The sequence below is a fragment of the Ancylobacter oerskovii genome, assembly GCF_018390555.1.
GTDB classification, from domain to species: domain Bacteria; phylum Pseudomonadota; class Alphaproteobacteria; order Rhizobiales; family Xanthobacteraceae; genus Ancylobacter; species Ancylobacter oerskovii.
The window spans coordinates 274,594-287,708 of sequence record NZ_JAHBGB010000041.1; the positions used below are offsets into that span (position 1 = coordinate 274,594).

At 71.2% G+C, this 13,115-nt stretch carries 8 protein-coding genes; 3 read left to right on the forward strand and 5 right to left on the reverse strand.

Translation table 11 applies throughout. From position 1 onward, the window contains the following. The first annotated feature begins 193 nt into the window (after positions 1-193). The 3 genes from purH to KHC19_RS19910 all read left to right on the forward strand — a co-directional run bounded on the left by purH (position 194) and on the right by KHC19_RS19910 (position 7,852). Entirely contained in the window at positions 194-1,783 is a 1,590-nt protein-coding gene (gene purH, locus KHC19_RS19900) for a bifunctional phosphoribosylaminoimidazolecarboxamide formyltransferase/IMP cyclohydrolase (protein WP_213354754.1), read from the forward strand. 258 nt (positions 1,784-2,041) lie between these two features. After that, positions 2,042-6,904 carry an NAD-glutamate dehydrogenase gene (locus tag KHC19_RS19905; RefSeq protein WP_213354756.1) on the forward strand — a complete coding sequence of 1,621 codons (4,863 nt, stop codon included), beginning with the start codon at positions 2,042-2,044 and terminating at the stop codon, positions 6,902-6,904. A 177-nt stretch (positions 6,905-7,081) separates the two neighbouring features. After that, on the forward strand, positions 7,082-7,852 hold the full coding sequence (locus KHC19_RS19910) for a DUF1796 family putative cysteine peptidase (RefSeq protein WP_213354758.1): 771 nt from the start codon (positions 7,082-7,084) through the stop codon (positions 7,850-7,852). Positions 7,853-7,865: 13 nt separating this feature from the next. Here KHC19_RS19910 and acs read toward each other — a convergent pair whose 3' ends face one another. The 5 genes from acs to tsaD all read right to left on the reverse strand — a co-directional run bounded on the left by acs (position 7,866) and on the right by tsaD (position 13,103). Next, complete coding sequence (gene acs / locus KHC19_RS19915; protein ID WP_213354764.1) at positions 7,866-9,821, reverse strand: acetate--CoA ligase; 1,956 nt, start codon at positions 9,819-9,821, stop codon at positions 7,866-7,868. A gap of 127 nt (positions 9,822-9,948) precedes the next feature. Then, on the reverse strand, positions 9,949-10,647 hold the full coding sequence (locus tag KHC19_RS19920) for a class I SAM-dependent methyltransferase (protein WP_213354766.1): 699 nt from the start codon (positions 10,645-10,647) through the stop codon (positions 9,949-9,951). Beyond that, positions 10,611-11,027: an EVE domain-containing protein gene (locus KHC19_RS19925; protein WP_213354768.1), complete on the reverse strand. Its 417-nt coding sequence runs from the start codon at positions 11,025-11,027 to the stop codon at positions 10,611-10,613. The genes KHC19_RS19920 and KHC19_RS19925 overlap by 37 nt, the downstream gene beginning before the upstream one ends. 25 nt (positions 11,028-11,052) lie before the next feature. Next, positions 11,053-12,042: an NAD(P)H-dependent glycerol-3-phosphate dehydrogenase gene (locus KHC19_RS19930; RefSeq protein ID WP_213354782.1), complete on the reverse strand. Its 990-nt coding sequence runs from the start codon at positions 12,040-12,042 to the stop codon at positions 11,053-11,055. Beyond that, on the reverse strand, positions 12,039-13,103 hold the full coding sequence (gene tsaD / locus KHC19_RS19935) for a tRNA (adenosine(37)-N6)-threonylcarbamoyltransferase complex transferase subunit TsaD (protein ID WP_213354797.1): 1,065 nt from the start codon (positions 13,101-13,103) through the stop codon (positions 12,039-12,041). The genes KHC19_RS19930 and tsaD overlap by 4 nt, the downstream gene beginning before the upstream one ends. Between the last annotated feature and the right edge of the window lie 12 nt (positions 13,104-13,115).

Genomic DNA, 13,115 nt, shown 5'->3' on the forward strand with positions numbered 1-13,115 from the left:
CGGCGGGGAAAGAGGCGCTCCCCTGGGGAGGCGTGGATGCCCGGCACGAGGCCGGGCATGACGGTGCTCCGGGTGGAAGCGGACAGAGGCGTCGTCTACCCTCCGCGCGACAGGGTTGCGTGAGGCGAGGGTTAACGCGCCGGGCGTTCCGTGATAGGCCCCCGCCAATCCGCAACGAGGCCCGGCCACCACCATGTCGCTCGACATCCGCCCCATCACCCGCGCGCTGCTCTCGGTCTCCGACAAGACCGGGCTCGTCGATTTCGCCCGCACGCTCGCCGCGCATGGCGTCGAGCTGGTCTCGACCGGCGGCACCAGCAAGGCGCTGAAGGAGGCGGGGCTTCAGGTGCGCGACGTCTCCGACGTCACCGGCTTCCCGGAGATGATGGACGGCCGGGTGAAGACGCTGCACCCCAAGGTGCATGGCGGCATCCTCGCCGTGCGCGCCGACGCCGCCCACAAGGCGGCGATGCAGGAGCACGGCATCGGCGCGATCGACCTCGTGGTGGTCAACCTCTATCCGTTCGAGGCGACCGTCGCCCGCGGGGCCTCCTTCGACGAGTGCGTGGAGAACATCGATGTCGGCGGCCCGGCGATGATCCGCGCCGCCGCCAAGAACCATGGCGACGTCACCGTGGCGGTCGATCCTTCCGCCTATGCGACCGTGCTCGACGAGATCGCCGCGCAGGGCGGCACCGCCGGCGCCACCCGCCGCCGCCTCGCCCGCGCCGCCTTCGCCCGTACCGCCGCCTATGACGCCGCCATCGCCGAGTGGTTCACCTCGGTGGAGGGCGACACGGCGCCGCCGAGCCGCGCCTTCGCCGGCACGCTGGCCGAGGCGCTGCGCTATGGCGAGAACCCGCATCAGGACGCGGCGTTCTATCTGAGCGGCATCGCGCGGCCGGGCGTCGCCACCGCCCGGCAGCTGCAGGGCAAGGCGCTCTCCTACAACAACCTCAACGACACCGACGCCGCCTTCGAGGCGGTGGCCGAGTTCGACCCCGCCCGCGCGCCGGCGGTGGTGATCGTCAAGCACGCCAATCCCTGCGGCGTCGCCGAAGGCGCCAGCCTCGTCGAGGCCTATCGCAAGGCGCTGGCCTGCGACCCGACCTCGGCCTTTGGCGGCATCGTGGCGCTGAACCGCACGCTGGACGCCGAGGCGGCGAAGGCGATCGTCGAGATCTTCACCGAGGTGATCGTCGCCCCCGACGCCACCGAGGAAGCGGCGGCCATCGTCGCCGCGAAGAAGAACCTGCGCCTGCTGGTGACGGGCGGGCTCCCGGACCCCCGCGCCAACGGCCTTGCCGTGAAGTCGCTGGCCGGCGGGCTGCTGGTGCAGTCGCGCGACAATGCGGTGGTCGACGACATGGAGCTGAAGGTCGTCACCAGGCGGGCGCCGACCCCTGCCGAGCTCGCCGATCTCGCCTTCGCCTTCCGCGTCGCCAAGCATGTGAAGTCGAACGCCATCGTCTATGCCAAGGACCTCGCCACGGTGGGCATCGGCGCCGGGCAGATGAGCCGGGTCGATTCGGCGCGCATCGCCGCCCGCAAGGCCGTCGACGCCGCCGCCGCCGCCGGGCTCGCCGCGCCGCTGACCAAGGGCTGCGTGGTGGCGTCCGACGCCTTCTTCCCCTTCGCCGACGGCCTGCTGACGGCCATCGAGGCCGGGGCGACGGCGGTGATCCAGCCGGGCGGCTCGATCCGCGACGCCGACGTGATCGCCGCCGCCGACGAGGCGGGCATCGCCATGGTGTTCACCGGCGTGCGCCATTTCCGCCACTGATCGCCGCTGCCGCCGCGTCGACCGCAAGGGCCGGTGCGAACCGGCCCTTTTGCTTTTTCCTCGCCGTCCGCACCGGCGGCGCCGACATTCCCCAGCGGCCGGAGTCGCTGAAATTTGATACATCTGTGCCACCCTGTCCGGTGTCGTCGGCTGTGACGACCCGGCAACGGGGCTAAGGTCGTCATCCGGCCGTCAGAAGCCGGAACCAACGATAGGGCGGCCGCCGCGACGGCGCGCGGACCGAGGCAGGAGACGGACATGGGTGTCGAAGGCTTTCTCGCCAGCGAGGACGAGCGCGCGGCGCGCCAGCTGGTGGAACAGGCGGATCTCATCACGCAGGCGACCGAGGGCGACATGCCGCCCCGTTTCGCCAGCCGGCTGTTCGGGCGGGCGGCGGCGGAGGATGTGCGGCTCTACACCGCGCAGGAGCTGGCCGAGCTGGCGCGGCGCGCCCATGAGCATCTCGCCCGCCGCAGCCCCGGCACCGCCGATGTGCGCGTCGAGCTGCCGCCGGCGGTGGCGGGCGGCGAGCGCCTCGGCGAGGTGACGGTCATCGAGATCGTCAACGACGACATGCCGTTCCTGCTCGATTCGGCGATGGCGGCGCTCAATGAGCGCAACCTCACCGCCTCGCTGGTGGTGCACCCGATCCTGCGCGTCGAGCGCGACCGGCAGGGGGCGCTGGTCGGCATCGCCGCCCAGGGGGCGCCCAAGGACCCGCACCAGAAGCGCGAGAGCCTCATCCACATCCATGTGCCGCGCCTCGCCGATGCCGGCGAGCGCGAGGCGCTGGCCGCCGAGCTGGTCGGCATCCTCGCCCAGGTGCGCGCGGCGGTGACCGACTGGAAGCCGATGCGCGCCGAGGTGGAGGCGGCGGTGGCGGAGCTGCGCGCCGCCCCGGCCGGCGTGCCGCAGGACGAGGCCGCCGAGGCGGTCGCCTTCCTCGACTGGCTGCTGGCGGACAATTTCACCTTCCTCGGCACCCGCCATTATGACCTCGAGGCTGGCGGCCTGTTCTCCCGCCGCATGAAGGACGCCTACGGCCTGCTCGCCGACGAGGAGACGCGGCTGTTCCGCCGCCAGCTCGACCCCAAGGCGGTGAGCGCCGACCTGTCGCTGGTGCTGGCCGATGCCAGCCCGCTGGTGGTGACGCGCTCGCGCACCGTGGCGCAGGTGCACCGGCGCACCTGGATGGATGTGGTGGTGGTGAAGCGCTACGACGCCGAGGGCCGGGTGGCCGGGGGCCTCGCCATCGCCGGGCTGTTCACCTCCTCCGCCTATACGCGCTCGCTGTCGGTGATCCCGCTGCTGCGCCGCAAGGCCATGAGCGTGATCGAGCGCGCCGGCTTCGATCCCGCCAGCCATTCCGGCAAGGCGCTGGCCAGCGTGCTGGAGCATTTCCCGCGCGACGAGCTGTTCCAGATCGACGCGGGCACGCTGTTCCATTTCGCGCTCGCCATCCTGCAGCTCGACGAGCATCCGCGCGTCCGCGTGCTGGCGTGGCGCGAGCGGTTCGACCGCTTCGTCTCGGTGCTGGTCTATGTGCCGCGCGACCGCTACGGCTCGGAGGTGCGCCAGCGCATCGGCGACCTGCTGGCGGCGCGCTTCGGCGGCCGGGTGGTGGCCTTCAAGCCGCTGTTCCTCGATGGGCCGCTGACGCGCGTGCATTTCACCCTCGAACGCGACGAGACGGAAACGCCGGCCGACCCCGGCCGCGCCGAGCTGGAAACGCAGGTGGGGGAGATCATCCGCACCTGGGAGGACGTGTTCGCCGGCGCCATCGGCCTCGTCTACCCGCCGGAGACCGCGGCGAAGCTGCGCGCGCGCTATGGCCGCGCCTTTCCCGCCGGCTATGAGGACACCAACACCCCGCAGACCGCGCTCGCCGACCTGCGGCTGATGGAGCGGCTCGGCGAAGTGGCGCCGGTCGCGGTCGACTTCCACAAGCCGGAAGGCACCGGCGGCGAGCGGGTCGGGCTGAAGGTGCTGAGCTACAAGGTGCCGCGCCTGCTGTCCGAGCGGGTGCCGCTGCTGGAGGCGATGGGCTTCGTCGTCGTCGACGAGCGCACCTTCACCGTCGAGCCCGACGGCCTCGCCCCGGTCTATGTCCATGACATGCTGCTCGCCCGGCGCGGCGGCGGCGACATCGACCTCGACGTGCTGGAAAGCCGGCTGCATGCCTGCCTGATGGCGGTGCTGCACGGGCAGGCGGAAAGCGACGGCTTCAACGCGCTGGTGCTCAATGCCCGACTCGGCTGGCGCGACATCGCGCTGCTGCGCACGCTGGCGCGCTATCTGCGGCAGATCGGCTCGCCCTACAGCCAGGACTATCTGTGGACGGCGCTGAACGCGCATCCCGCCATCGTCGACCGGCTGGTGGCGCTGTTCCATGCCCGCTTCGACCCCGCCGCCGGCACCGGCCGCGAGGAGCGCCAGGAGGAGGGCAGCCCGCGCGAGGCGGCGATCCGCGCCGAGATCGAGGAGGCGCTGACAGGGGTGCAGAGCCTCGACGACGACCGCATCCTGCGCGCCTTCGCCGATCTCGTCGGCGCGGCGATCCGCACCAATTTCTTCCAGACGACGGCGAGCGGCGACCCCTTGCCGACCATCGCGGTGAAGTTCCTCAGCCACAAGGTGGAGGGGCTGCCGCTGCCCAAGCCGCTGTTCGAGATCTTCGTGCATTCGCCGCGGGTGGAGGGCATCCATCTGCGCTTCGGCCGGGTGGCGCGCGGCGGGTTGCGCTGGTCGGACCGGCCGCAGGACTTCCGCACCGAGGTGCTGGGCCTCGTCAAGGCGCAGCAGGTGAAGAACGCGGTGATCGTGCCGGTGGGCGCCAAGGGCGGCTTCGTGCCGAAGCTGCTGCCCGCCGGCCCGCGCGAGGCGGTGCAGGCGGAAGGCACGGAAGCCTACAAGCTGTTCGTCTCCTCGCTGCTCGACCTCACCGACAATATCGACGGCGCCGAGATCGACCATCCGCCCCGGGTGGTGCGGCACGACGAGGACGACCCCTATCTGGTGGTCGCCGCCGACAAGGGCACCGCGACCTTCTCCGACACCGCCAACGGGCTTTCCGAGGCGCGCGGCTTCTGGCTGGGCGACGCCTTCGCCTCCGGCGGCTCGGTCGGCTACGACCACAAGGGCATGGGCATCACCGCCCGCGGCGCCTGGGAGGCGGTGCGCCGGCACTTCCGCGAGATGGACACCGACATAAGGGTGACGCCCTTCACCGTGGCCGGCGTCGGCGACATGTCGGGCGACGTGTTCGGCAACGGCATGCTGCTGGAGAACACCATCAAGCTGGTCGCGGCCTTCGACCACCGCGACATCTTCCTCGACCCGACGCCGGACCCGCTCGCCTCGCTCGCCGAGCGCAAGCGGCTGTTCGCGCTGCCGCGCTCCTCCTGGCAGGACTACGACAAATCGCTGATCTCGCCGGGGGGAGGTGTTTACTCACGCGCGGCCAAGAGCATCGCGCTCGCCCCGGCGGTGCGCGAGGCGCTCGGCTTCGACCGCTCCACCGCCTCGCCGGCCGAGGTGATCAGCGCCATCCTGCGGGCGCCGGTGGACCTCCTGTGGTTCGGCGGCATCGGCACCTATATCCGCGCCTCCGCCGAGACCGACGCCCAGGCCGGCGACCGCGCCAATGACGCGGTGCGCATCGCCGCCGCCGATGTGCGGGCCAAGGTGATCGGCGAGGGGGCCAATCTCGGCGTCACCCAGCGCGCCCGCATCGAGGCGGCCAAGCGCGGGGTGCGGCTCAACACCGATGCCATCGACAACTCGGCCGGGGTGAACACCTCCGACGTCGAGGTGAACATCAAGATCGCCCTCGGGCCGGCGGTGCGCGACGGGCGGCTCGACGCCGGGGCGCGCGCCGAATTGCTGGCCTCGATGACCGACGAGGTGGCGGCCCTGGTGCTGCGCAACAACTATCTGCAGACGCTGGCACTGTCGCTGGCCGAGCGGCGGGCGGTGGGCGAGCTCACCTTCCACCAGCGGCTGATGCAGCGGCTGGAGGAGCGCGGCCTGCTCGACCGCGCGGTGGAATATCTGCCGGGCGACGGCGAGATCAACGAGCGGCGGGGGCGCGGCGAGGGGCTGACGCGGCCGGAGCTGGCGGTGCTGCTGGCCTATGCCAAGCTGACCGCACATTCCGACCTGCTCGACACCGACGTGCCGGACGACCCCTATCTCGCCCGCGAGCTCACCGCCTATTTCCCGCCGGAGCTGAACGACCGCTTCCCCGACGGGATCGAGGGGCACCGGCTGCGCCGCGACATCATCGCCACCCGGCTCTCCAACGCGATGATCAACCATGGCGGGCCGGCCTTCCTGTCGCGGCTCATCGATGCCACCGGCGCCGATGTCGGCTCGCTCGCCAAGGCCTTCGCGGTGGTGCGCGACGGCTTCGACCTCGGCGCCCTCAACGCCGCGATCGACGCGCTGGACGGCCGTACCACCGGCGCGGTGCAGCTGGATCTCTATGCGGCGGTGCAGGACCTGCTGCTCGACCGCACCGTGTGGTTCCTGCGCAATGTCGACCTGCGCCACAGCCTCGACCAGCTGGTGGCGCATTACGCCGCCGGCGTGCCGCCGGTGGTGGAGGCGCTGAAGGGCACGGTGCGGGAGCTGATCCCGGAGGAGACGCGGGCGGTCTACGACGCCCGCATCGCCCAGTGGACGCAGGCCGGCGTGCCGGAGGAGCTGGCACGCCGCATCGCCCGGCTGCCGGCGGTGGCGAACGCCACCGACATCGTGCTGATCGCCGACCGTACCAAGGCGTCGATCCCCGACGTGGCCACGACCTTCTTCGCGGTGGGGCTGCATTTCCGCCTCGACCGCATCGTCTCGGCGGCGCGGGGGCTGGCGGTCAGCGACTATTACGACCGGCTGGCGCTGGAACGGGCGCTGGTGGCCTTCGAGATCGCGGTGCGGCGGCTCGCCGCCGAGGTGATCGAGAGCCACGGCCCGGGGGCCGCCGGGGTCGCCGCCTGGGCGGCGGCGCGGTCGGCGGAGGTGGAGCGCACCCGCGCGGCGGTGCACGAGATCGCCGGCTCGGGCCTCAGCGTCTCCAAGCTGTCGGTGGCGGCGAGCCTGATCGGCGACCTGGTGCGGGGATAGCCGCGAGCAGGGCCCGACTGGCGCGCCTTTTGCCTGTGCCGCGCCTGCGGGCCTTGTGTCGGCCTTGGGGGTGAAGCGATATCCGGGCGGCGGGGGCGTTCCTGCCGGCCGGGCGTCGCCTCGAGCGTTGATCCGACATCCCGCCTCCGATCGTCGGCTGGGTAGGGACCTCCCGCCATGTGGCCGTTTTCCCCACCGGTCGAGCCGCTTCTGGCGGTCGACCGGATCGTCAGTCTCGGCGCCTTGTGCGAGGTGGCCTATCAGGCGCGCCGCCTGTCGCGCACGGGCCGCGCCTACCCTTTCGACTGGTGGGACACGCCGTTTCACGGTGTGCTCACCGTGCTGGAGGTGGGGGCGGCCGAGGTGTTCGCGGCGGTCCACATCGTCAGGGTGCCGACCGGGCGCGGCACGCTTCCGGCCTTCTGTTCGCGCCTCTCCGAGACGATCCACCAGCACGAATTTTCCGCAGGCGAGGATGTGCCGGCCATGGAGGCGGCGGAGATCGAGCGCCGTCTCGTCCCGAAATACCGCGCGCTCCATCATCGTCTGATCGCCGACTGCGCCTCGGGCACGACGCTGTTCGTGCGCCAGCGCAACCCGCGCTACGATGTGGAGGGTGCGGCGCTGGAGGCGACGCTCGACCGCCTGCATGCCGCATTGGTGCGCTTCGCGGCCGATCCGAGGCTGCTGCTGCTCGACTACCCGCCGGTGGCGCCGCGACCCTGGCTGATCGCGGCGCAGGTGCCATGCTATCGCGATCGCCGGGATCTCGGCTCGCGGCGGGGCTGGAACGAGGTGTTCCGCGCACACGGCATCGTCTGCCGGGCGCCCGGCGACGATTTCGGCATCGAGGATCTGCGGGCGAGCTTTGCGAGGGCCTCCCCGCTCGCCGTCGCGATCCGCCGCGCCCTGCGGCGCCGCCGGGCCTTGCCGCGCGGCGCCGACTAAAGACGCCGCGCCGCTACGCCGCGGCGTGCTTCTTGTTCTGGCGCTGGTCGATCAGGTCGTTCACCACGCCGGGATCGGCCAGGGTCGAGGTGTCGCCGAGATTGCCGAACTCGTCCTCGGCGATCTTGCGCAGGATGCGGCGCATGATCTTGCCCGAGCGGGTCTTCGGCAGGCCGGGCGCGAACTGGATCAGGTCCGGCGAGGCGATAGGGCCGATCTCGCGGCGCACCCACGCCACAAGCTCCTTGCGCAGCTCGTCGCTGGGCTCGACCTCGGCCATCAGCGTCACATAGGCATAGATGCCCTGTCCCTTGATGTCGTGGGGATAGCCGACCACGGCGGCTTCCGACACCTTGGGATGGGCGACGAGGGCGCTCTCCACCTCCGCCGTGCCCATGCGGTGGCCGGAGACGTTGATGACGTCGTCGACGCGGCCGGTGATCCAGTAATAGCCGTCGGCGTCGCGGCGGCAGCCGTCGCCGGTGAAGTACTTGCCGGGATAGGTGGAGAAATAGGTCTGCATGAAGCGCTCATGGTCGCCATAGACCGTGCGCATCTGGCCGGGCCACGAATCGGCGATGACGAGGTTGCCCTCGCAGGCGCCGTCCTGCACCTTGCCCTCGGCATCCACCACCTGCGGCACCACGCCGAAGAAGGGCTGCGTCGCCGAGCCGGGCTTCAGCCGCGTGGCGCCGGGCAGCGGGGTGATGAGGATGCCGCCGGTCTCGGTCTGCCACCAGGTGTCGACGATCGGGCAGCGGTCCTCGCCGACCACGCGGTGATACCACTCCCAGGCTTCCGGGTTGATCGGCTCGCCCACCGAGCCGAGCAGGCGCAGCGACGCGCGCGACGTCTTCTTCACCGGCTCGTCGCCCGCCTGCATCAGCGCGCGGATGGCGGTGGGGGCGGTGTAGAAGATGTTCACCTGGTGCTTGTCGATGACCTCCCAGAAGCGGGAATTGGTCGGGTAGTTCGGCACGCCCTCGAACATCAGCGTGGTGGCGCCGTTGGCGAGCGGGCCGTAGAGGATGTAGCTGTGGCCGGTGACCCAGCCGACATCCGCCGTGCACCAGTAGATGTCGCCCTCGTGGTAGTCGAAGACGTATTGGTGCGTCATCGAGGCGTAGACGAGATAGCCGCCGGTGGTGTGCAGCACGCCCTTGGGGGTGCCGGTCGAGCCGGAGGTGTAGAGGATGAACAGCGGGTCCTCGGCATTCACCGGCACCGCCGGGCATTCGCTGGTCACGAGGTCGGCGGCGGCGTGGTACCAGACGTCGCGGCCGGGGGTCATGTCGACGGCGCCGCCGGTGCGCTTCACCACGATGACATGATCGACCCCGCCCTCGACCTTGGCGATGGCGGCGTCGACATTGGCCTTCAGCGGCACCTTGCGACCGCCGCGCAGGCCCTCGTCGGCGGTGATGACCACCTTCGAATCGCAGTCGCGGATGCGGCTCGCCAGGCTGTCCGGCGAGAAGCCGGCGAACACCACCGAATGGACGGCGCCGAGCCGGGCGCAGGCCAGCATGGCGAAGGCGGCCTCGGGGATCATCGGCAGGTAGATGGTGACGCGATCGCCCTTCTCGACATTGCGGTTGCGCAGCACATTGGCGAAGCGGCAGACCTCGTCGTGCAGTTCCTGATAGGTGATCTTGCGCGACTGCGAGGGATCGTCGCCCTCCCAGATGATGGCGACCTGGTCGCCACGCGTCTCCAGATGCCGGTCGATGCAGTTCCAAGCGACATTGGTGACGCCGTCCTCGAACCATTTGATCGACACCGCGCCGGGCGCGAAGGAGGTGTTCTTCACCACCGTATAGGGCTCGAACCAGTCGATCCGCTTGCCTTCCTCGCCCCAGAACGCCTCCGGGTCGTGCACCGAGGCCTCATATTTGGCCCGGTAGCCGTGATCGTCGAGGAAAGCCCGCTGCGCCCATGCGGCCGGAACGTCGTAAATCTTTTCGGACATTGGCGTTTTCCCTCCATGCCTGCGCTGGTGCGCCTTATCTTGGTTCCAGGGAATTATGGTGAGGTGGCCGCATCGCGACAAGCATGGCCGGCGCGAGACTTTGGTCGGTATGCCGCAACCCGCGCGATCAGCCGGACGGTTTCGGCCGCCAGACGGCGGTGCGCTTGATCTCGCTGTCCTCGAGCTCGCGCGAGACGGGCACGCCATATTCGGCCAGCTTCTCCAGCCGCTCGCGCGGAAGGTAGCTGCGTCCGGGATCGCCGATCCACACCTGCGCACCGCGGGCGGCGAGCGCTTCCAGCCAGGCGAAGACCTGCGCCGCAAGGTCGCGCTCATAGGCGATGTCGCCGGCCAGCACCACGTCCCACCCCTCGTCGCGGCCGAGCACGTCGCGTTCGCAGGCGGTGATGGCGTCGAGGCCGTTCAGCCCGGCATTGAGCGCGATGGCGGCGCGGGCGAAGGGATCGATGTCCGCCGCCTCCACCGCGCGGGCGCCGGCCAGCCGGGCCGCCAGCGCGACGAGGCCGGAGCCGGAGGCGAAATCCAGCACGCGCTTGCCGGCGACGATCCCGGGATTGTCCAGTACATGGCGGGCCAATGCCTGGCCGCCGGCCCAGGCGAAGGCCCAGAAGGGCGGTGGCAGGCCCATCTCGCCGAGCTCCTCCTCGGTGCGCTGCCAGATCGGCACCGCCTCGTCGGCGACGTGGAGCCGGATTTCCGGCACCAGCGGCACCGGACGCGGGCGGGTTTCGGCGCGGATGAAGGCGCCGGGATCCTCGATCGCCGCCCTCACCTGGCCCCGGCCATGGACAGGACGATGTCCCATTCCTCGTCGGTGACGGGCTGCACGGAGAGGCGGGAGAAGCGCATCAGCGCCATTTCCGACAAACGCGGCTCGGCCTTGACGGCGGCGAGCGTCACCGGCTTCGGCAGGCTCTCCACCGCCTTGATGTCGACCATGACGAACTTGCCCGTCGGGTCGGAGGGATCGGGATAGGCTTCCCGGATCACCTCGACGATGCCGACGATCTCCTTGCCCTCGTTGGAGTGGTAGAAGAAGCCGCGATCGCCGAGCTTCATCGCCAGCAGCTGCTGCTTGGCCAGATGGTTGCGCACGCCGTCCCAATGGGTGCCCTTGGCGCCGGCGTCGAGCTGGTTCTGCCAGGACCATTTGAAGGGCTCGGACTTGTAGAGCCAATGCGCCATTTTTCCTTCCACCCTTCCGCCTGTGTCACGCCTCGGCCTTTTGCGGCCGTGCCAGCAGCGAGCCGATCGCCTGCTCGATGTCTTCCCGCCCCGACAGCACCGCCTCCACCGCGCGGGCGATCGGCATGTCGATGCCGGCATGCGCGGCCATCGCCACCAGCACGGAGGCGGTGAGCGCGCCCTCGGCCAGCTTGCCACCCGGCGGGAACTCGTTGTTCTTCCCGAGATTCAGCCCCAGCGCATAGTTGCGCGATTGCGGCGTCGAGCAGGTGAGGATGAGGTCGCCCAGCCCGGAAAGCCCGGTCAGCGTCTCCGGGCGGGCGCCGAAGGCGCGGCCGAAGCGCGACAGCTCGGCGAAGCCGCGGGCGATGAGCGCGGCGGCGGCGCTGGCGCCGAGCTCGCGTCCGCCGACGATGCCGGCGGCGATGGCGAGCACGTTCTTCGCCGCGCCGCCGATCTCCACCCCGCGCACGTCGTCGCTGTGATAGAGCCGGAAGGAGGGGGAGCCGAGCGCCGTGCACAGCGCCTCGGCGAGGGCGAAATCCGGCGCGGCGAGGGTGACGGCCGTCGGCAGTCCGGCGGCGACGTCGGCGGCGAAGCTCGGCCCGGAGAGGATGGCGGGCACCGCCTGCGGGCAGGCCTCGCCGAGCACCTGGGTCATGAAGAGCGAGGTGCCGCGCTCGATGCCCTTGGCGCAGGTGACGAGGGGAGTGCCGGGCTTGAGATGCGGGGCGAGGGCGGTCGCGACCTCGCGGCTCGCCTGCGCCGGCACCACCAGCAGCACCGCGTCGCACGCCTCCATGGCATGCAGCGCGGCGGCGGGCGACACCGAGGGGGCCAGCTCGACGCCGGGCAGATGCGTCTCGTTGCGGCGGCTGCGCGCCATCGCCTCGACCATGCCGCGATCGCGGCCCCACAGCGCCACGTCCCGGCCGGCACGGGCGGCGGCGTTGGCAAGCGCCGTGCCCCAGGCGCCGGCGCCGACCACCCCGATGCGGCGGAAGCGCGCGCTCATGCGGCGGAGGGTCGCTGCGCCTCGACCTCGCCCAGCGGCCAGCGGGCGCGCGGCGAGACGTCGAGCCCGTCGCGCAGGCCGAGGGCGAGGCGCTCGGCCCCGGCCCAGGCGATCATGGCGCCATTGTCGGTGCAGAGTTCCGGCGGCGGCACGGCGAGGCGGGTGCCGCCATCGGCCGCCACCTTGTGCAGGGCGCGGCGCACCGCCTGATTGGCGCCGACGCCGCCGGCCAGCACCAGCGCGCTGGGGGCGTGGCCGCGCTCGCGCATCGCCCGGAGGCCGTAGCGCACCCGATCGGTGACGATATCGACGATGGCGGCCTGGAAGCCGGCGCAGAGGTCCTCGACGTCGTGGTCCGACAGCGGGGCGATCTTCAACGCCTCCAGTCGCACCGCGGTCTTGAGGCCGGACAGCGAGAAATCGGGTTCCGGCCGGCCGAGCAGCGGACGCGGCAGCGCGAAGCGGGTCGGATCGCCGCCGAGCGCGGCGCGCTCCACCGCCGGCCCGCCGGGATAGGGCAGGCCGAGCATCTTGGCGGTCTTGTCGAAGGCTTCGCCGATGGCGTCGTCGATGGTGCCGCCGAGCTTCTCGTAGCGGCCGACGCCGGTGACGCAGACCAGCTGGGTGTGGCCGCCGGAGACCAGCAGCAGCAGATAGGGGAACGGCACCGAATCGGTGAGCCGCGCCGTGAGCGCATGGGCTTCCAGATGATTGACCGCCACCAGCGGCTTGCGGGCGGCGAGCGCCAGCGCCTTGGCGGTGGTGAGCCCGACGATGACCCCGCCGATCAGCCCCGGGCCGGCGGCGGCGGCGATGCCGTCGAGGTCGGGCAGGCCGGTGCCGGCGGCGCGCAGGGCACGGGCGACGACGTCGTCCAGCACCTCGACATGGGCGCGGGCGGCGATCTCCGGCACCACGCCGCCATAGGCCGCATGGTCGTCGAATTGCGAGAGCACGATATTCGACAGAATCGAGCCGCTGCCGTCCTCGCGCCGACGCACGACGGCGGCCGCCGTCTCGTCGCAGGTGGTCTCGATGCCGAGCAGCAGAAGATCGCTCATTGACTTTACGCT

Excerpts from the sequence above, each read along its gene's own strand:
- acs (WP_213354764.1), bottom strand. The coding sequence starts at position 9,821 with ATGTCCGAAAAGATTTACGACGTTCCGGCCGCATGGGCGCAGCGGGCT.
- purH (WP_213354754.1), top strand. The coding sequence starts at position 194 with ATGTCGCTCGACATCCGCCCCATCACCCGCGCGCTGCTCTCGGTCTCC.
- KHC19_RS19925 (WP_213354768.1), bottom strand. The coding sequence starts at position 11,027 with ATGGCGCATTGGCTCTACAAGTCCGAGCCCTTCAAATGGTCCTGGCAG.
- KHC19_RS19905 (WP_213354756.1), top strand. The coding sequence starts at position 2,042 with ATGGGTGTCGAAGGCTTTCTCGCCAGCGAGGACGAGCGCGCGGCGCGC.
- KHC19_RS19920 (WP_213354766.1), bottom strand. The coding sequence starts at position 10,647 with ATGGGACATCGTCCTGTCCATGGCCGGGGCCAGGTGAGGGCGGCGATC.
- KHC19_RS19910 (WP_213354758.1), top strand. The coding sequence starts at position 7,082 with ATGTGGCCGTTTTCCCCACCGGTCGAGCCGCTTCTGGCGGTCGACCGG.
- tsaD (WP_213354797.1), bottom strand. The coding sequence starts at position 13,103 with ATGAGCGATCTTCTGCTGCTCGGCATCGAGACCACCTGCGACGAGACG.
- KHC19_RS19930 (WP_213354782.1), bottom strand. The coding sequence starts at position 12,042 with ATGAGCGCGCGCTTCCGCCGCATCGGGGTGGTCGGCGCCGGCGCCTGG.